The organism is Streptomyces sp. NPDC001530, assembly GCF_042894545.1.
In the GTDB taxonomy this organism is placed as follows: Bacteria; Actinomycetota; Actinomycetes; order Streptomycetales; family Streptomycetaceae; genus Streptomyces.
Genome location: NZ_JBIAVS010000025.1, coordinates 102039 through 120774 on the forward strand (window position 1 = coordinate 102039; position 18736 = coordinate 120774).

The 18736-nt window shown below is 67.9% G+C and carries 17 protein-coding genes and 2 tRNA genes; 7 read left to right on the top strand and 12 right to left on the bottom strand.

Annotated features, from left to right (window positions below):
• Positions 1-255: 255 nt before the first annotated feature.
• A complete protein-coding gene (locus ACFY0T_RS40380) occupies positions 256-1035 on the bottom strand; it encodes a GntR family transcriptional regulator (RefSeq protein ID WP_388882853.1) in 780 nt (259 codons plus the stop codon).
• A 58-nt stretch (positions 1036-1093) separates the two neighbouring features.
• On the opposite strand from ACFY0T_RS40380, the gene ACFY0T_RS40385 reads away from it, so the two are divergent.
• From ACFY0T_RS40385 to ACFY0T_RS40395, 3 genes are all read left to right on the top strand, one after another.
• Positions 1094-1531, top strand: coding sequence for an NUDIX hydrolase (locus ACFY0T_RS40385; RefSeq protein WP_388882856.1), 438 nt, complete (start codon positions 1094-1096; stop codon positions 1529-1531).
• Between the two features lie 255 nt (positions 1532-1786).
• Positions 1787-2584, top strand: coding sequence for a hypothetical protein (locus ACFY0T_RS40390; RefSeq protein ID WP_388882858.1), 798 nt, complete (start codon positions 1787-1789; stop codon positions 2582-2584).
• Between the two features lie 357 nt (positions 2585-2941).
• A complete protein-coding gene (locus ACFY0T_RS40395; RefSeq protein ID WP_388882861.1) occupies positions 2942-3334 on the top strand; it encodes a cyclic nucleotide-binding/CBS domain-containing protein in 393 nt (130 codons plus the stop codon).
• Between the two features lie 68 nt (positions 3335-3402).
• Here the strand turns inward: ACFY0T_RS40395 and ACFY0T_RS40400 are convergent, their stop codons facing one another.
• On the bottom strand, positions 3403-4872 hold the full coding sequence (locus tag ACFY0T_RS40400) for a catalase (RefSeq protein WP_388882976.1): 1470 nt from the start codon (positions 4870-4872) through the stop codon (positions 3403-3405).
• Between the two features lie 126 nt (positions 4873-4998).
• Here ACFY0T_RS40400 and ACFY0T_RS40405 point away from each other — a divergent pair, with 126 nt between their 5' ends.
• Positions 4999-5415, top strand: a complete 417-nt coding sequence (locus ACFY0T_RS40405) for a Fur family transcriptional regulator (protein ID WP_388882864.1) — start codon at positions 4999-5001, stop codon at positions 5413-5415.
• 132 nt (positions 5416-5547) lie between these two features.
• On the opposite strand, the gene ACFY0T_RS40410 is transcribed toward ACFY0T_RS40405, so the two are convergent.
• The 4 genes from ACFY0T_RS40410 to ACFY0T_RS40425 all read right to left on the bottom strand — a co-directional run bounded on the left by ACFY0T_RS40410 (position 5548) and on the right by ACFY0T_RS40425 (position 10982).
• A tRNA-Met gene (locus ACFY0T_RS40410) sits at positions 5548-5621 on the bottom strand.
• A 236-nt stretch (positions 5622-5857) separates the two neighbouring features.
• Positions 5858-7717, bottom strand: a complete 1860-nt coding sequence (locus ACFY0T_RS40415; RefSeq protein WP_388882867.1) for a sel1 repeat family protein — start codon at positions 7715-7717, stop codon at positions 5858-5860.
• Positions 7718-7946: 229 nt separating this feature from the next.
• Positions 7947-8020, bottom strand: a tRNA-Met gene (locus tag ACFY0T_RS40420).
• A 43-nt stretch (positions 8021-8063) separates the two neighbouring features.
• Positions 8064-10982 carry a UPF0182 family protein gene (locus tag ACFY0T_RS40425; protein ID WP_388882979.1) on the bottom strand — a complete coding sequence of 973 codons (2919 nt, stop codon included), beginning with the start codon at positions 10980-10982 and terminating at the stop codon, positions 8064-8066.
• 163 nt (positions 10983-11145) lie between these two features.
• On the opposite strand from ACFY0T_RS40425, the gene ACFY0T_RS40430 reads away from it, so the two are divergent.
• Positions 11146-11688, top strand: a complete 543-nt coding sequence (locus ACFY0T_RS40430; protein ID WP_388882870.1) for a PPA1309 family protein — start codon at positions 11146-11148, stop codon at positions 11686-11688.
• Between the two features lie 9 nt (positions 11689-11697).
• Here the strand turns inward: ACFY0T_RS40430 and ACFY0T_RS40435 are convergent, their stop codons facing one another.
• The 4 genes from ACFY0T_RS40435 to ACFY0T_RS40450 form a co-directional block, all read right to left on the bottom strand.
• Positions 11698-12792 (bottom strand): PDZ domain-containing protein, encoded by a 1095-nt coding sequence (locus ACFY0T_RS40435; protein WP_388882873.1) that lies wholly within the window; start codon positions 12790-12792, stop codon positions 11698-11700.
• 117 nt (positions 12793-12909) lie between these two features.
• On the bottom strand, positions 12910-13095 hold the full coding sequence (locus ACFY0T_RS40440) for a hypothetical protein (RefSeq protein ID WP_388882876.1): 186 nt from the start codon (positions 13093-13095) through the stop codon (positions 12910-12912).
• 177 nt (positions 13096-13272) lie between these two features.
• A complete protein-coding gene (locus ACFY0T_RS40445; protein ID WP_388882879.1) occupies positions 13273-13734 on the bottom strand; it encodes a molybdenum cofactor biosynthesis protein MoaE in 462 nt (153 codons plus the stop codon).
• A gap of 229 nt (positions 13735-13963) precedes the next feature.
• Positions 13964-15076, bottom strand: coding sequence for an SDR family oxidoreductase (locus tag ACFY0T_RS40450; RefSeq protein ID WP_388882882.1), 1113 nt, complete (start codon positions 15074-15076; stop codon positions 13964-13966).
• A 191-nt stretch (positions 15077-15267) separates the two neighbouring features.
• On the opposite strand from ACFY0T_RS40450, the gene ACFY0T_RS40455 reads away from it, so the two are divergent.
• Both ACFY0T_RS40455 and ACFY0T_RS40460 read left to right on the top strand, forming a co-directional pair.
• Positions 15268-16683, top strand: a complete 1416-nt coding sequence (locus ACFY0T_RS40455; RefSeq protein WP_388882885.1) for a zinc-dependent metalloprotease — start codon at positions 15268-15270, stop codon at positions 16681-16683.
• Positions 16680-17201 carry an NUDIX hydrolase gene (locus ACFY0T_RS40460; protein WP_388882888.1) on the top strand — a complete coding sequence of 174 codons (522 nt, stop codon included), beginning with the start codon at positions 16680-16682 and terminating at the stop codon, positions 17199-17201. The genes ACFY0T_RS40455 and ACFY0T_RS40460 overlap by 4 nt, the downstream gene beginning before the upstream one ends.
• Before the next feature lie 81 nt (positions 17202-17282).
• Here ACFY0T_RS40460 and ACFY0T_RS40465 read toward each other — a convergent pair whose 3' ends face one another.
• Positions 17283-18038: an AIM24 family protein gene (locus tag ACFY0T_RS40465; RefSeq protein ID WP_388882891.1), complete on the bottom strand. Its 756-nt coding sequence runs from the start codon at positions 18036-18038 to the stop codon at positions 17283-17285.
• Positions 18039-18054: 16 nt separating this feature from the next.
• Complete coding sequence (locus ACFY0T_RS40470; protein ID WP_054228171.1) at positions 18055-18735, bottom strand: AIM24 family protein; 681 nt, start codon at positions 18733-18735, stop codon at positions 18055-18057.
• Between the last annotated feature and the right edge of the window lies 1 nt (position 18736).

Below are 18736 nucleotides of genomic sequence, written 5' to 3' on the forward strand. Positions count from 1 at the left end.
GGCGGTCTCCCTCAGGCACGCTGTTGAGTTCTCAAGGAGCAGTCGCTGCTGGCGAGCGCGGTAACCCCTAGTCAGAGGGGCTCCCGTCTCCGCGGGACCCGCCGGGCGCTTTCAGTGCGGCATTACGCAAACGGCAACACCTGCACTCGTGTACTTATGTGTATGAGTGCCATGTAAGAGAGTGCCCAACTCATGTACATGAGTCAACCCGTCGCGCGAAATTCGCGACGGGCCGGGGCTCAGGAGTTGGGCTGTTCAGTCACCCGCAGGTATGCGGTACTCCAAAACGAACTGGTCAGCGGCCATGAAGGTGTCACAGACCTCGACCACTCGGCCCGCCTCAGATTCGGCATTTCGCGTCAGGTGGATGATGGGTGCGCCCGGGCTCAGGCTCAGTGCTGCGATCTCCTGCTTGGTGGCCAGGCGAACGCGCACCGTCTCTGACAGTTCCTTCAGCGTGTGGCCGTGTTCCTCCAGCCGGGCGTAAATGCCGCCACCACCGGGGTTCTCCTCGAACAGCTCGGGGATGTCCTTGGCGATGTCCCACGGTAGATACGAGGTGGCTTCCTCCGTCGGGATGCCATCGCTGAAGTAGAGGCGGCGCCGCGCGAGCACCTTTTCACCGGCCGGAACCGACAGCCTCTCAGCGATCTCCGCCGGCGCGTCGACCGGCCCGACGTAAAGCACGCTCACGCTGGGCTTGCTTCCTGCCTGCTCCGCCTCAGCCAGGTACGCCGCTTTGCCCGCCATCCGGTGCGACCGACGGAACCGGTCTGACGACTTCCTGCTCACCGGAGGGCGGCGCTTCACGTACGACCCCTTGCCGTGACGCGTGTCGACCAGGCCCGTTGCGCGCACTTCAGCAATCGCCTTGCGAACCGTGCCCTGCGATGCGCCGTACCTCTTCATAAGATCCGATTCGCTGGGCACCTGCTCCCCAGGGGGAAGAACGTTCTGTTCGATCTGCTGAACGAGGTCATCGGCGATCTGTAGGTACCGTGGTTTCCCGGAGTCCCGGGAAGGTGTGGGCCCCATGTCCTTCTGTTCCTCCTAAGCTCCTGTACATAAGCAACGCTACCCGGAGGGCGCGTCTATGCCGCTTCACTCGGTCTCGGTCGCTGGCGTGGTTGTGCGCGATGACGGCCGTGTCCTCGCGATCCGACGCGCGGACAACGGCACGTGGGAGCCTCCCGGCGGCGTCCTCGAACTGGACGAACGCCCGGAGGACGGCGCCATACGTGAAGTACTGGAAGAGACGGGTATCCGCGTCTCGGTGGAGCGCTTGACGGGCGTCTACAAGAACATGAGCCGCAACATCGTGGCCCTGGTCTTTCTGTGTCGACCGGTCGACGGTGTCGAGCGCACGTCGACTGAGTCGACGGCCGTCGAGTGGCTGACTCCCGAAGAAGTCGGGAAGTGGATGGGCGAGGTCTACGCGGTGCGCGTGCTAGACGCTCTGGATGCCGATACCACGCCTCACGTGCGCGCCCATGATGGGTGCCACCTGCTCGAATCTGACATCAGCGCCTGACATCAACAGCTGTGCACAACGGCGCGATGCCGGATCGCTGCCACAGAACGGCTGACTGGCGCGGCAGACTGCCGCACCTCGCGGTGCATCTGCCCAGCCAGGGCGTTTCTTTCGGATCACACGCGAACCAGACGAGATGCCGGACTCCAGCGGCTTCTGCCGCGAGAGGGTACGGACAGACGAGTGGGGCTGCCATGCGGGTGGGCTGCTGTGTCGGGCGTCGGCCGCCCGGGGGCCGAGCTCTAGCGTGACCTCATGACACAGGAGGATCCCGCCGAGACGCCCTCGGACTCTCCGCGCCGCGCTGGCCTCCGTGCAAAGGCCAGGCTGTGGTGGCAGCGTCAGTCAGCAGGTGTCAAAGGCCTGGTCTTCTCAGTAATCGGCGGGATCACGGTGTTCGCCGTGACCGAATGGCTAGGGCCGTCCCTGGTCCACCTGATTCAGAGTCTTACCGGCAGAGAAGAACACGGGCTCATCATCGACTACGACGAGCCAGCCGCCAGCAGTCAGAGCGGATGGGTCTTCCAGGGAAAGACGTTCGCTGACCTTGCACCGCCGCCGGCACGAATGGGCGACGCGCTGGACCGGTGGGCGAGGAAGAACGGGGGCACACCGGTGACCCAGACGCTCGCTCTCAATCTTCGCGCCAAGTCCGACAACGTCGTGACCATCGAGCGGCTGAAAGTCCAGACGGTCTGCCGCCGCAGCACGGTGGGAGTACACGTCCGCGGTGACGTGTATGTGTACATGCTCCCCCAGAGGTCGGCACGCGTGCAGGCCGATGCTGAATCCCCCGAAGTTGTCTTCTATGACGAGAACGACAACAAGATCGACGCCCCCCAGTTCACGGTGAAACGATCCGGGCAGCCGGAGTACTTCAGCATCACTGTCAGCGCCTCCTCGCACCAGTGCGACTGGAGTCTGACCGTGCACTGGAATGTGGACGGCAAGGACCACACCACCCGCATCCCTGACAAGGGCCAGTACGTCCTGACGGGCACCAATGCCGCCACCGAGCACAGGGCAACCGACGGCGAGCTGCTCGCCGGATAGGCCGTTTCATGGTCTCCGGAGTCGTGCGCCCCGGGCCGTCTGTGGGCCGTCCGAGGACGGCCAGCGACGACCGACAACGACCGATGAGGACCACAACCCGCAGCTCTCCGGCGGAGTGCGGGGCGACGCTGCACCCCGCCGGAAGGGCGGTTCAGTACCAGCGCTACTGAACGAACCCCGTGAGCAACCCCGGCTGAACTGGGGCTTCTGAGTCAGCCTCGGGCGCCCCCGAACTCACGGCACGCGCCCCCTTGTTGACCCTCCCTTTAACTGCGACTCTGAGAGTCCCCCCACTTGTGAATTTGTGAATCCGCTCGCAAGCTCAGCTCGGCGGATTCTTAGGAGGTGGCTCCGTCCATGCTCGTCCGCGACGCCATGAGCACGGTGGTCCTCACCATCGGCCCGGCACACACCCTCCGTCAGGCAGCCCGCCTGATGTCCGCACGCCGCGTCGGCGCGGCCGTCGTCCACGACGAGGACTCTTCCGGCCTCGGCATCATCACCGAGCGTGACATCCTCAACTCGCTGGCCCTCGGTCAGAACCCGGACACCGAGACCGCAGGCACCCACACCACCACCGACGTCGTCTTCGCCGCCCCCGCCTGGACCCTGGAGGAGGCCGCGGCTGCGATGTCGCACGGCGGCTTCCGCCACCTGATCGTGCTCGACTCCAACGGCCCGGTCGGCATCGTCTCGGTCCGCGACATCATCCGCTGCTGGGCACCGACGCGGCAGCACGTACCGGCCTGAGCATGCGAGCGGGCCGGAATCCCGAGGGATTCCGGCCCGCCACCCACGACAAGCGTTCCAGTTGCCGGCTAGCCGCGCAGGGCCTGGACCGCGGCTGCCAGCCGCTTGCCGAAGTCGCCGTCCGCCTGGCGGAAGTTGTCGATCGCACGCTCGGCGATGTCGTCACGGGAGACCTTGGCGATGAAGCCCGCCAGGTTCTCGATCAGGCGTCCCTTCTCGTCCTCGGACATCAGGCGGTAGAGGTCGCCCGCCTGCACGAAGTCGTTGTCCTCGGCGTGGACCGGGGCCGCCGTGTCACCGGTGTGTCCGTTCACGGCGATCGGCTGCCACAGCGGCCTGTCCGTCTGGAACGGGCCGCCGAAGCTGTTCGGCTCGTAGTTCTTCGCACCCTTGTGACGGCCGTCGTACAGGAAGCCGTCACGGGAGTTCGTCCGCGCCTCGGTGGCGTGCGGACGGTTCACCGGCAGGTGGTCGGCGTTGATGCCGACGCGGTAGCGGTGCGCGTCGCCGTACGCGAACAGACGCCCCTGGAGCATCTTGTCCGGCGAGGGACCGATGCCCGGCACGAAGTGCGCGGGGCTGAAGATCGACTGCTCGACCTCGGCGAAGATGTTCTCCGGGTTGCGGTTGAGCTCCAGCTTGCCGATCTCGATCGGCGGGTAGTCCTCGTGCGGCCACACCTTGGTGAGGTCGAACGGGTTGAAGCGGTACGTCGCCGCCTCGGCCGCCGGCATGATCTGCACCTGCACGGTCCAGGTCGGGAACTCACCGCGCTCGATGGCCTCGCGCAGATCGCGCTGGTGGGAGTCGGGGTCCTCACCGGCGAGCTTGTTGGCCTCGGCCTGGGTGAGGTTCTTGATGCCCTGGTCGGTCTTGAAGTGGTACTTGACCCAGAAGACCTCGCCGGCCTCGTTGTTCCACTGGTAGGTGTGCGAGCCGTAGCCGTTCATGTGGCGGTACGAAGCGGGGATGCCGCGGTCGCCGAACAGCCAGGTCACCTGGTGGGTGGACTCGGGGGACAGCCCCCAGAAGTCCCACACGTTGTCGGCTTCCTGCGAGCCCGTGTACGGGTCGCGTTTCTGCGTGTGGATGAAGTCGGGGAACTTGATGGCGTCCTTGATGAAGAACACCGGGGTGTTGTTGCCGACGAGGTCGTAGTTGCCCTCCTCGGTGTAGAACTTCAGCGCCCAGCCGCGCGGGTCACGAACGGCGTCCGCGGCACCGAGGTTGCCTGCCACGGTCGAGAAGCGCAGGAAGGTCTCGGTCTGCTTGCCGACCTCGGAGAGGAACGCGGCACGCGTGTACTGCGTGACATCGGCGGTGACTGTGAAGGTGCCGTAGGCGCCCGCACCACGCGCGTGCACGACACGCTCCGGGATGCGCTCACGGTTGAAGTGCGCGAGCTTCTCCAGCAGCAGCTGGTCCTGAACGAGGACGGGCCCGCCGACACCCGCGGTCTCGCTGTTCTGGTTGTCGGCCACCGGCGCGCCGGCCTCCGTCGTAAGCGGTCCCTGCGTCACGTGCGCCTCCTGCGTCATTCCCGGCCAGTCCTGTCCCTTGGCCAAAGCTGATCCTGATCCTATGCTAGACAATGTCTAAGTCAAGTCTGCTTCCAAATTCACACCTGTTCGGGATCTGGTCCGCATGCTGTTAAGCTGTTCTGTATGAGTGACCTGTTGGAACGGCTGCGCGGACGCGGATGGCGAATGACCGCGCAGCGGCGTGTCGTCGCCGAGGTCCTCGACGGCGATCATGTCCACATGACGGCCGACGAGGTGCATGCGCGAGCCGTCGCCAAACTGCCCGAAATCTCCCGGGCGACCGTCTACAACACGCTGGGTGAGCTGGTCTCACTCGGTGAGGTGCTGGAAGTAGCGACGGACAAGCGCGCCAAGAGGTACGACCCGAACGCGCACCGCCCGCACCACCACCTGGTCTGCGCCCAGTGCGGCGCGATCCGCGACGTCCACCCGAGCGGCAACCCGCTCGCCGACCTCCCGGACTCGGAGCGCTTCGGCTTCACGGTCTCGGACGTCGAGGTGACATACCGCGGCCTCTGCCCGAACTGCGCGGCGGCGTAAGAGCGACCACGAAAGCCCCGGCACCTCCAAGGCGCCGGGGCTTTTCACTGCACTGCCACACGCCTCCGCCATCAACACCGGACACGCCGAAGGCCCGGATCCATGATCATGGATCCGGGCCTTCGCCTTCAGTAGCGGGGACAGGATTTGAACCTGCGACCTCTGGGTTATGAGCCCAGCGAGCTACCGAGCTGCTCCACCCCGCGTCGGTGAACTGAACATTACGTCAACGGGGTCGACCAGCGCAAATCCCTTAACCGAGCGCCCCCCTGCCCGGGAAAATTCAGCCCGTCCGGCGTTTGAGGACGAGCGCGATACGGGGGGTCTGGGGGCGGAGCCCCCCAGGGACGATGGGGGTCCCCCCTGCTCGAGCGAAGCCGAGAGCTTGGGGGAGGGTAGGGGCGGAGGGGGCGAAAACCCCAGCCCCACCCGTCCCCCACCCTCAGGCAGACATCTCCTGCCGCAAGGCATCCCGCAACCGAGCCGCCCGCTCAGAAACCTCCGCCGGCCCAAGAGAAACGGCCCGGTCAGCCCACCGCTGCCCCTCCGCCAACTCCCCCCGACGCGCATAGACAAGCGCCAGCCGAAGCGCCGCCCGTCCATGCCCCGCATCCGCCGCCCGGGTCCACCACAGCGCAGCCTCCGGCTCGCTCCCCTCCCGGGCCAGCAGCAGCCCAAGATTGAACGCCCCGTTCCGAGACCCGGCCTCGGCAGCCTCCCGGTACCACCGAGCCGCCTCCACCACATCGCCCCGCGCGGCGGCCAGCATCCCGACCCGCACCTGCGCCCGCCGATGCCCCTGAGACGCCGCCCGCTCGTACCACTCCTCGCACTCGCTCTTCTCCTGCGCGGGCTCCCCCAGCTCATGAGCGGGCGCCGGCGGCCGACGCGCGTCGAGCACGGCGGCAAGCCGATACGCGGCCTCCGCGCTACCGCCCCCGGCCGCACTCCGCAGATGCCGCTCAGCCGCCCGCTCGTCGCCCTCCCGCAGCCGCGCGATGGCCACCTGAAGCGCCGCCTCGGTGTGCCCGGCGGCGGCGGCACGCTCGTACCAGCGCAGCGCGGCCGCGTCGTCGTCCTCGGTCCCCCGCCCGGCGTGCAGAATCCCGAGATTGAACGCGGCGTCCACACTCCCGGCCTCCGCGGCCTTGGAGAACCACGGCTGGGCCCCTGCCGCGTCGCCGACCTGCAGCAACAGGATCGCCAAGGCATTCGCGGCCTCGCGATGACCGGCGTACGCGGCCCGCCGGTACCACTGCTCGGCCTGCGCGGTCCGCCCCTGCTCGGCGCAGAGCAGCCCGAGGTTGTACGCCCCGTTCACATCGCCCGCGTCCATCGCGGCCCGGTACCACCGCTCGGCGGTCTGCGTCTCACCGCGCTCGGCGTGCAGCGCGCCGAGGGCGTTCGCGGCGTTCCCGTCGCCGTCCTGCGCGGCGCGCAGCCACCAGACGGCGGCGCTCTCCGTGTCCCCCGCGTCCCGCAGCAGGAACCCGAGCGCGCAAGCGGCCCGTGCCTCGCCGTCCTTGGCGGACGTCAGATACCAGCGCCCGGCCTCCTTGAGGTCGCCCCGCTTCTCCAGGATCGCCCCGAGATGCAGCGCGGCCCGCCGGTGCCCGCGCGCGGCGGCCTGCCGGTACCACTGCTCGGCCTCTTCACCGGCCGCGCCCAGGACACCGATGACACCGTTGTCAGCACCAGCCTCGCCCGCGTCCGCGGCCTTGCGATCAAGCGTCCGCGCCAACCGGTAGGCGGCCTCGCGGTGCCCGCGCTCGGCGGCGGCCCGCATCCACTGCTCGGCGCCGACGTCACTGCGGTGCTCCAGCAGATCGGCGAGCGCGTACGCGCCGAGGGCGTGCCCCTGCTCGGCGGACTGGCGCAGCCAGTACTCGGCGGCGGGCTCGTCGCCGTGCTCGCGGTGGTACCGCCCGAGCGCGTGCGCGGCGGCGGCAGAGCCCGCGACGGCGGCGATCCGCCACCATCCGGCGGCCTCGTCGGCGTACCCGCGCTGGTGCAGGAGGACACCCAGGTTGTTGGCGGCGGCGCGGTCACCGGCGGCGGTGGCGGCGCGCAGCTGCGGCTCGGCTCCGTCGAGGTCACCGCGGCGCAGCAGCATGGCTCCGAGGACGCTCATCGCCTCGATGTCGCCGGCTTCGGCGGCCAGCCGCTGGCGCGCTTCCTCGACAGCCTCGCCGGTTTCGTCCCGGTCGGAAGGCTGCGTGAATTCCGCAGGCTGCACAAAGTCGGCAGGCTGCGCAAACCGCCCTGTATCCAACAGAGTTGCCTTGTCCCCCATAACGTCCATCGTCGCACCACCTGCAACCTGGGTACACCTGGTATACCGCAGCCAGTGAGGTCACTTCAGCGTTTTGTCGACATGCCCACAGAGAGACAAGTCAAACACAGTTTTCCCAACTCCCCCCGCATGCGGCAGCACTTCGCACAAGTCGCCAGGTCACCACGGGCGGCCCGGCGTGGCGTGGCACACGTCGAAGGCCCGGATCCATGATCAGGATCCGGGCCTTCGACTTCAGTAGCGGGGACAGGATTTGAACCTGCGACCTCTGGGTTATGAGCCCAGCGAGCTACCGAGCTGCTCCACCCCGCGCCGTTGTGTTGCAACCGTACCACGGCGCGGGATGGGCTCCTGATCAGCCGCTGCCGGAGCTCTTGTCGCTGCTCTTGTCACCGTTCTTGCTGCTGCCGCCGCTGGTCTTGTCGGCCTGGGCCTGCGCGTCCTCGGCCCGCTTCAGCGCATCCTCAAGACTCTTCTGCGCCTCGCCGTACGCCTTCCAGTCGCCCTTCTTCAAGGCTTCCTGACCCTGATCGAAGGCCTTCTGGGCGTCGTTGAGCGCCTCCTGGACCGTTGGGTTGCTCGACGTGGGCGGTTTCGTGGTCCCTTCGTCGGATGGTGGTGTGGTCGAACCGTCCACTCCGAAGACCTTGTTGAGCGCCTTGTCGAGCGTGGGCTCGAAGGCGGTACTGCCTCCGTAGGTCACCAACACCCTGCGCAGCAGCGGATACTTGAGGTCACCACCGCGTACGTAGACAGGCTCCACGTAGAGCAGTCCGCCGTCGAGCGGAACCGTCAGCAGGTTGCCGTACTCGACCTTGGAGTCGCCACGCTCGAGCAGGCTGATGGACTCGGCGATGGACGGCTCGGAGTTGAACTGGCTGGCCACCCGTTTCGGTCCGTCGATGGTCTTGCCCGTCGGCAGCTTCAAAATGGTGATCTTGCCGTAATCGCTGGTGCCCGCCTCGGCGTTGACCGACATGAAGGCGCTCAGGTTGTCCCGGCCGTTCGGTGTCATCGTCGTCGTCAGCGAGAAGACCTGGGACTGCTCGCCCGGCAGCTTCATGCTCAGGTAGTACGGCGGTACCGCGTCGCCCGACTTGTTGGTCGGGTCGTCCGGGATCTGCCACACCTCACTGCCGCTGAGGAACGTCTGCGCGTCCTTCACGTGGTAGCGCGTGAGCAGCTCGCGCTGGACCTTGAACAGGTCCTGCGGATACCGCAGATGAGCCATCAGCGACGGCGAGATCGAGTCCTTGGACTTCACCGTGTTCGGGAACGCCTTCATCCACGTCTTCAGGACCGGGTCCTTGGTGTCCCACTGGTAGAGCTTGACCTCACCGGTGTACGCGTCGACGGTCGCCTTCACCGAATTGCGGATGTAGTTGACCTGGTTCTGCTGGGCCACCACCGCGCGCTGGTTGTTGGCCGCCGTCAACGAGTCAGCGGTCGTGTCACCGAGGGTGGTGCGGGAGGCGTACGGATAGCCGTTGGTGGTCGTGTACGCGTCGACGATCCACTGGATCTTCCCGTCGACGACCGCCGGATAGGCGTCACCGTCGATGGTGAGCCAGGGGGCGACCGCCTCGACCCGCTCCTTGGGCGTGCGGTTGTAGAGGATCCTCGAACCCTCGCCGATCGCACCCGAGTACAGGATCTGCGGCTCGCTGAACGACACCGCGTACGCGGCCCGGTTGATCGGGTTGGAGAGGTTGACGCCGCTCTTGCCCTTGTAGCTGGTGGTCTTCTCACCGCTGTCGTCGGAGTAGTCGATCTCCTTCTGGGGACCGCCGACGATCGAGTACTGGGTGGTCTTCTCGCCGTAGTAGACCTGCTGCTGATACGCGCCCAGGTCGCCCTTGGACGGCAGGTTGTACTCGGTGAAGACCGGACGGCCCTCGCTGTCGGCCGTGGTGCCCTTGGCCGCGACGACGCCGTATCCGTGGGTGTAACGGAAGTGGTCGTTGATCCAGTTGTTCTTCGGAATCCCCTGGAGGTTCAGCTCGCGCAGACCGAGGACCGTGTCCTGGTCCTTGCCGTCCTTGGTGTACCGGTCCACGTCCAGGTTCGACGGGAAGCCGTAGTAGTTCCGCACCTGCTGGAGCTGCTGGAAGGTCGGCGACACCACGTTCGGGTCCATCAGCCGGATGCTCGCGGCGGTGTCGGCGTCGTCGCGCAGCTTGGTCTTGTCCGTGGTGTTGCTGGTGCCCGAGTAATCCGTCACGTCGGTGCCGTCGATCCCGTAGGCCTCGCGGGTCGCCTTCAGGTTCTTCTCGACGTACGGCGCTTCCTTGGCCTGCTCGTTCGGCTGGACCTGGAACTTCTGGACGATCGCCGGGTACAGGCCGCCGATGAGGATCGCCGAGAGCACCATCAGGCCGAAGCCGATGACGGGCAGCTGCCAGGTGCGCCGCCACAGGGTGGCGAAGAAGAGCAGCGCGCAGATGACGGCGATGCAGAACAGGATCGTCTTGGCGGGCAGATACGCGTTCGCGTCGACGTACCTGAGGCCCGTCCAGTTGCCGGTCGCCTTGAAGTCACTGGACTTCACCGCGAGTCCGTACCGGTCGAGCCAGTAGGCGACCGCCTTCAGGGCGACGAAGATGCCGAGCAGCACGGAGAGATGACCGGTGGCCGCACCCGTGGCGCGCGCTCCCGGGCTGGTGATCCGCAGCCCGCCGTACAGGTAGTGCGTGAGCGCGGCGGCGATCAGCGAGAGCACGGCGGCCGCGAAGCCGAAGCCGAGCAGGAAGCGGTACCAGGGCAGGTCGAAGGCGTAGAAGGAGACGTCGAGGTGGAACTGGGGGTCCTTCTGGTGGAAGGGCACTCCGTTCACCCACATCAGCCACGTACGCCATTGGCCGGAGGCGGACGCGCCGGCGATCAGCCCGACCAGGGAGGTGATGCCGAACAGCAGCCACCTCTTGTAGGGCGCGATGCTCATTCGGTACCGGTCGAGGCTCTGCTGCTCCATCGACATGGCGCTCAGCGGCGGGCGCAGCCGGTGCGCCAGCCAGATGTTCACGCCGACCGCGGCCGCCATCAGCAGGCCGAAGACGAAGAAGAGCCCGATCTTGGTCCACAGGGTGGTCGTGAAGACGGACGAGTAGTGAACCGACCGGTACCAGAGCCAGTCCGTCCAGAAGCCCGCGAACATGACGAAGGCCATGGCCAGCACGGCCAGCACGCCCAGCGTCATGAGCAGGGTCCGGACACGCCGGGAGGGTCGGCCCACTCTGATCCGTGGCCCCGTCGGGCCTCCGCCGCGGTCCGGCATCTGGAAAGCCAAGGTGCGCACCTCGAAGTCGCTGTTGATCCGTCAGGCCCCCGTGATGGTGGGCCGTCCGTAAGGCTCCGTGATCGAGGAGCCTCATCTATGCAACTTACTCACGCTTTACTCGGTTCCCGGTTCCGGGTACGAACGAGGCAGGATTGTGACCATGTCCAACACTCCCATGGCAGCGAGCCCGCTCACCCGGGCCGTACTCGAGATCGACGAGTACGCCTCCGGCCTCGGCTGGGACCAGCCCGCTCGCCTCTTCGCCCTCGTAGACACCGCGCGACTGCGGGCCCAGGAACCCGGCCTCGCGGCCCAGCTCGGCCTGCAGGACGAGCCGGAGACCGCCGGTCTCACCCCCATCGAGCAGGACGAGATCCCTGCCGACAAGCCGCTGGACGAGTTCCTCGGCACCATCGCCTGGCCCGATGCCGTGGTCGGCTGCGCGCTCACCGTGGAGCGGCTGATGCTGCCGCCGTCCGCGGAGGCCTCCGTCCCGGAGGGCCTGAGCGAGAAGAAGCTCACGAAGTGGGTCGCCGAGCACCCCGACCGTCAGGAGGTGCGCATGACGGTCGGCGTCCTGCGCGACGGCACCCGCGACTCGGCCCTCCGCCTGCGCGAGAAGGACGCGCCGACGGAGGTGCTCACGGGGTCGGAGCTGGTGCCGGGCCTGGCGGAGGCCCTGTCGGCGACGTTCGCGGAGTAGTCCTTCGGACTACTTGGTCGTGCACTTCGGCAGGTCGTCGGTCTTGCCGGAGTTGATGTCCTTGAGGGCGCTCATCGCATCGTCGATGGTGTTGACCTTGACGAGCGTGAGCCCCTCGGGGGTGTCCTTGGCGGCGGCCGCGCAGTTCTCCTTGGGCGTCAGGAAGTACTGGGCGCCCTTCTCTCGCGCGCCGACCGTCTTCATCTCGATGCCACCGATCGGGCCGACCTTGCCGTCGTCGTCGATGGTGCCGGTGCCGGCCACGAACGTGCCGCCGGTGAGGCTCCCCGGGGTGAGCTTGTCCACGATGCCGAGCGCGAACATCAGGCCGGCGCTCGGGCCGCCGACGTCGGCGAGCTTGATGTCGATGGTGAACGGGAAGGTGTGGTCGGTCCCGGCCGAGATCCCGACGATCGCCCGGTCCGTACCGCTGTCGTCGGACTTGGTCGTGGTAATCGTCACGTCCTTGGTCGCGGTCGCCGTCTTGTTCTTCTTCTCTGCGGCGGCCTGCTCCTTGGCGGGCACGATCGTGAAGACGACCTTGTCGCCCGGCTTGTGCTTGGTGACCAGCTTCGCGACGTCGTCCGGCGCCTTCACCGTCGTACCGTCGACGGCCTTGATGACGTCTCCGGCATGCAGCCGGCCTTCGGCGGGGGAGCTCTTGAGAACGGTGGAGACGATCACCCAGGACTTCACCGGGACGTTCAGCTCCTTCAGAGCGGCCACCTTGGCGCTCTCCTGGGACTGGCTGAACTCCTCGGCGTTCTCCTGCGTCGACTGCTCCTCGGTCTTGCCGTCGGGGTAGAGCGTGTCGTGCGGCACGACCTTGTTGTCATGCGCGAGCCACCCGTACACGGCCTCGACGAGGTTCATGTTGTAGTCGGCGCTGGTGACCCGGACCGTTGTCATGTTCAGGTGCCCGGTGGTCGGATACGTCTTGCGCCCGGAGATCTGCAGCACCGGCTCGCCGTCGTGCTCACCCAGCGTGTTCACCGTCGGCCCCGGTGACATCTCCGAGTAGGGCACTTTGATGAACACTCCCGCGCACAGGAGCGCGATCAGAATCAGAGTGGAGGCGAGCATCGTCGCGGTGCGGCGTGGCATGGAACGACAGTACGGGACGGTGCTGTCAGCGCACCGTCGGGGCCGTCCGTACGACGTCGGAGCAGGCCACCGTACAGGTCGGACGAAGCCGTGCGTACGAGGGCGAGCACGGGGGGCTCAGACGGCGTCGGAGTGGGACTTCTCCCGGGCGTCGGACCTCTCCATGGCCTCACGGAAGCGCGTGTATCCCGCGAGCTCGACGTCGTCTCCCGCCGCCTTGCGATTGCGGCCGGCCCAACTGCCCCACAGTCCGGCACCGATCGCAGCGATAAGCGGAATCAGCAACCAGGCGAGCGCCGCCATGTCGACCTCCCAACCCCATGAGCGACCGCAACTGACTGATCAGCAGATTAACCCTCCGCATGGTTAACGCTCACGGCAGGGGCCCGGTTACGCAACCGGAGGGTGAGTGAGAGGTTGGTCAACCCTCGGCGGACCGCCTCGACGGACTACCTCGGCGAACTGCCTCGACGGACTGCCTCAGCAGGCGCCGACCCATTCCTCCGTACCGTCGGAGAACTTCTGGTGCTTCCAGATGGGCACTTCGTGCTTCAGGTCGTCGATGAGCTTGCGACAGGCCTCGAAGGCCTCACCCCGATGCGGGCACGAAACGGCGACGACGACGGCGAGGTCACCCACGGCCAGGTCCCCGATACGGTGCACGGCGGCCAACGCCCGCACCGGAAAATCGGCGATCACCTTCTCGGCGATCCGCCGCATCTCCGCCTCGGCACTGGGATGACACGAATACCCCAGCTCATCGACGTCGGCACCGCCGTCATGATTCCGTACGGTCCCCACGAACAGCGCGGTCCCTCCGGCGGCGTCGTCCCCCACGGCCCTGAAGACCTCGTCCAGGGAGAGCGGCGTCTCACGAATGGCGATCAACTTGATCGCGTCCTGCGCCGCCTGCTCACCGGGATGGTCGTTCATCGCTGCCATGAGCCCATCGTGCCCCACACCACTGACAACACGAAATAGAGCTTTCCCCCGGCACACACGCGTGCGGCTTTGGAGCCTCCTACAGGGGCTGCAACGTAGCTGCGGACAATTTGCCGCTGGGGCGGCACGGGTGGGCGCAGTGCCCCCCAGCAGGCGCCGGGCTCGCCCTCGCACCCTCGCGCGGGCCCGCCCCTGGGTGCCTCGGAACCCAGGGCAGGCCGCCCGGTCCTCAGATTCGCCGCCGAGCCTTCCGAGCCCGACGCACCACGGCAGCCGCACCCAGCAGAGCCACCGTCGCACCCGCAGCCCCCGCCGCAGTCGCATCCTTGCGCCCAAGCCGCCGCCCAACCACCGTGTGCCGCCCGGCAACCTCCTCCAGCAGCTCCGCGAGAACCTCCTCATTGGTCCACTGCGGCCGCCACCCGGCGTCATGCAGTCGGCTCCCACTCACCACCCAGGGATACATCGTGTACGCCAGGTCCCCGGCAGGCGAAGGGGTGAGCCCAATCCGGTGAAGCCGAGCCGCAGCCCCCAGGGCGACCGCGGACGGCAACTCCATCCGCCGGATCCCGCTCAGCTCCTCGACCTCCTCCTGCTCCAGCCACCCGTCGCACCCGACGGCCAGCTCCCCCTCCACCTTCTCGACGACGGCGTACTCCAGAGCACTGCACAGATCCTCGACGTGGCAGAACTGCCAGGCCGGTCGGGACCCGGCCACCACCAACAGCCGAGGCGACTCGAAGTACCTGGTCAGAGCGGTATCGGTGCCCCCGACGAGCACGGCGGGCCGCACGACGGTGACATTGAGTCCCGGATGCGCCCGCGGCGCCCGCCGCGCGAGCCGCTCGATCTCCAGGAGGTCACCCACCCCCGTGGCCTCGGCCGTCGCCCGCAATTCGGCGTCTTCGGAGAGGGGCAGTTCGTTGTCGGGCAGCGCCCCGTAGACCATCGCGGAGGTGCACAGCACCACCCGGTGGACCCCGGCCGCGGCCGCGGCCGTGAGCACGGTCTGCGTCCCCCGGACGTTGTACGCCGTCCGCGCCGCCGCGTCCGTCTCCAGATCGAGGTCCAGCGCGAGATGCACCACGACGTCCGCACCGCGCAGCTTCTCGGCGATCGCCGGGTCCCGGACGTCCAGGATGTGCCACTGGGCGGCCGCGCACTCACCGCGCCGCTCGTCGATGGCGATGACCTGCTTGATCTCCTCGCTGGCGGCCAGCCGCTCGGTGAGCAGCGCACCCATGCCGGACGCGGCGCCGGTGACCGCGACGACGGGCCCGCGCGGAGCTGGGCTGGTTGAGTGGTTTCGCGCTGCGCGAACCTGCGGATCTGGGGAACTCACCGGGCGTCTCCAGCGGTTGTCTTCAGTAACGGACGCGCGTGACGCGTACGTACCAGGTGGCATCCATCCTGCCGCAGGCCAAGAGTCGGCGAAGCATCGAGGCCCGATCGGGCTGTGGTGTCTACGCTGGGTGGTGTTGTCGGGCAGCCGCCGTCGGAAAGAACCGGCGGCCTTACCAGCCGAGGAATCCCGTGAGTGACACCCCATTCGGATTCGGCCTTCCGCCGGAGGAGCCGGAGAACGGCGACGAGGGCAAGAAGAAGGACCAGCAGGGCGGCGGTGGTCAGGGACCGTTCGGTTTCGGGCTGCCCGGAGCCGGTGGTCCCGGAGCCGACAATCCGCTCGCAGCCATGTTCGGTTCCATGAACCCCAATGACCTGGGCGCCGCGTTCCAGCAGCTCGGCCAGATGCTCTCGTACGAGGGCGGCCCGGTGAACTGGGACATGGCCAAGCAGATCGCCCGCCAGACGGTCTCCCAGGGCACCCCTGACGGCACCAAGGACGCGAGCGTCGGCCCCGCCGAGCGTTCCGCGGTCGAGGAGGCCGTCCGCCTGGCCGACCTGTGGCTGGACGACGCGACGTCCCTGCCATCCGGCGCCGGCTCCGCCCTGGCCTGGAGCCGCGCGGAGTGGGTCGAGGCGACCCTTCCGGTGTGGAAGGAGCTCGTCGACCCGGTCGCCGAGCGCGTCGGCGCGGCCATGGGCGACGTCCTGCCGGAGGAGATGCAGGCCATGGCGGGCCCGCTCATCGGCATGATGCGCTCCATGGGCGGCGCCATGTTCGGTACGCAGATCGGGCAGGCCGTGGGCGTGCTCGCGGGCGAGGTCGTCGGCTCGACCGACATCGGCCTGCCGCTCGGCCCGGCCGGCAAGGCCGCGCTGCTGCCGCTGAACATCGAGTCGTTCGGCAAGGACCTGGGCATCCCGCAGGACGAGGTGCGGCTCTACCTCGCCCTGCGCGAGGCCGCCCACCAGCGCCTCTTCGCGCACGTGCCATGGCTGCGCTCGCACCTGTTCGGCGCGGTCGAGGGCTACGCGCGCGGGATCAAGGTCGACACGGCCAAGCTGGAGGACGTGGTCGGCCAGTTCGACCCGCAGAACCCGGAGGAGCTGCAGCAGGCACTCCAGCAGGGCATGTTCCAGCCGGAGGACACCCCGGAGCAGAAGGCCGCGCTGGCCCGCCTGGAGACGGCGCTCGCGCTGGTCGAGGGCTGGGTGGACGCGGTCGTGCACTCGGCCGCCAAGCCGCGCCTGTCGTCCGCGGACGCGCTGCGCGAGACGCTGCGTCGGCGCCGTGCCACGGGCGGTCCCGCCGAGCAGACGTTCGCCACGCTGATCGGCCTGGAGCTGCGCCCGCGCCGGCTGCGGGACGCCTCGCGCCTGTGGGCCTCGCTCACCGACGCGCGCGGTGTCGACGGCCGTGACGGTCTGTGGGCACACCCGGACATGCTGCCGACCGCGTCCGACCTGGACGACCCGGACGGCTTCGTGCACCGCGAGCAGCTGGACTTCTCCGAGATCGACAAGATGCTCGGCGAGGCGGCGGGCGGCTCCGCCGAGAAGCCGAACCTGAAGAAGGACGACGACAAGGGCGACGACGCCGAGTGAGCCTTCACGACGACGCGGTCCTCGTACTGAAGAACTACGAGGACCAGGAAGAGCTGCGCCAGGCGTATCTGGACCACCTGGAGGCGCACCCGGACGGCACATGGAAGTCGTGCCACGCCGGGCACATCACGGCGAGCGCCCTCGTGGTGGACCCCGAACGCGGCCGAGTGCTGCTCACGCTCCACAGGAAGCTGCGGATGTGGCTCCAGATGGGTGGCCACTGCGAGCCCGGCGACGCCTCCCTGGAGGCCGCGGCCCTGCGCGAGGCCACGGAGGAGTCCGGCGTCGGGGGGCTGACACTGCTTCCGGGCGGGCCGGTGCGCCTCGACCGCCATCCGATTCCGCCACCGTGCCACGTCCACTTCGACGTCCAGTACGCCGTGCTGGCACCGCCGGACGCCGTGCACGCGGTCAGCGACGAGTCGATCGACGTGCGCTGGTTCGCGTACGACGAGGTGGCGGACGTAGCCGACGAGTCCGTCGTCCGTCTGCTGGAGGCAACGCGCGCCAGGCTGTGACCGTGCCACACGCTTTGAACCTGTAAGGGGCGACCGCAATGGCGGTCGCCCCCTACGTTTGCTTCCCGGACGGTCGGGCGGTCAGCTCCAGACGTTGCCCTGGTTCTGCCCGTGCGCGCCGTGCTGGCCCATGCCGTACTGGGCGCGCAGCCCCTGCCCGATCACCGCGTTCTGCGGGGGCAGCAGCTCACTGGGCTGGACGAGCGCGTATCCGTTGCCCATGAAGCTGAGCTCCCAGCCCTCACCGGTGTTGCCGCGTCGCCGCCACACGCCGGAGGAGTGCGTCTGGGCCTGCATCTGCACGCGCAGACCCGTGGACCACGCGACGATCGCGTCGGCGTCGCACTGGACGTACCTGTCCTGCGTGACCTGCATCAGCAGCGGCATCCCGGAGGTCATCAGGGCCACCTTGCCGCGCCCCGTGATGTTGAGCTGGTACTTGCCGGAGCCGGAGATGCCGTACTGGCTGTCCACGGCGATGACGTCGTGGTGCAGTGAGGAGTCCATCGCCAGGACGTAGCTGCTGTCGACCGTGAGGCCGTCCTGCTCCACGTCCATGACGTGCACGTGCTGGGCGAGGTTGGCAAGGTAGATCGTCCCCTGCCCGTGACAGCGCATCAGGTCGAGGCCCTCGCCGGTGTACGCACGTGCGCGGTGCTGGCTGCTGTTCTGGTACTCGGCGTCGAACTCGACGAGCCCCTGGTACGCGACCATGGTGCCCTTGCGGGCGAGGATGTCGTCGTGGCCCTCCAGGACGACGCGCAGCATCTGCGAGTTCTGCAGGCTGTAGCGCTCCTGGGTCTGCTGTTCGTTGTAGCCGAAAAGCGGACTCTGCATGGTGTCGTGCTCCCCCTCAGCCCCGGATCCGGAGGCGGTCGGTGCTGTCCTCGCTGGGCTGGACGACGACGATGCCCTGCCCGGAGAACGCCATCTGGTACGCCTCGCCGCTGCCGCGTCCGATCAGCGACTGCGCCTTGAAGCTGCGCTTGCCCTTCACCTTGAGGTTCGGGGACCAGGCGACGAGCGCGTCCGGGTCGACGTACGTCTCGTCCTCACCGCCGCCGCAGTCGACGACGATCGGCTTGCCCCGGGAGGTCAGCGCGACCCAGCCCTGGCCGGAGATCTTGGTGTTCCACAGACCCTGTCCGGCGAACTTGGCGAGCCCCTTCACCCGCTCGACACCCCACTGGAGGTGGGCGTCGAAGGCGAGCAGGTTGGTGGCGTTGACGGAGATCGCGTCCCCGTTGAGGTTGATGACGACGACGTTCGCCCCGTAGTCGGCGAGATAGAGCAGCCCGTCACCGGTGCACTTCATGAGGGGCGCGCCCTCACCGGTCATCCAGTCGCGGGCGATCTGGCGTACGGCGGGCGGGTTGGGCTCGTACTGGACGAACCCCTCGTAGGCGACCATCGACCCCACGCGCGCGAAGAGGTCGTTTCCGGTCTGCATGGCGACCTTCAGCATGTGGTTGCCGTGGTTCTCCATGCGGGCGGTGACGGGTGCCGGGGCAAAGCCCGCGAGTGGCTGGTTCATG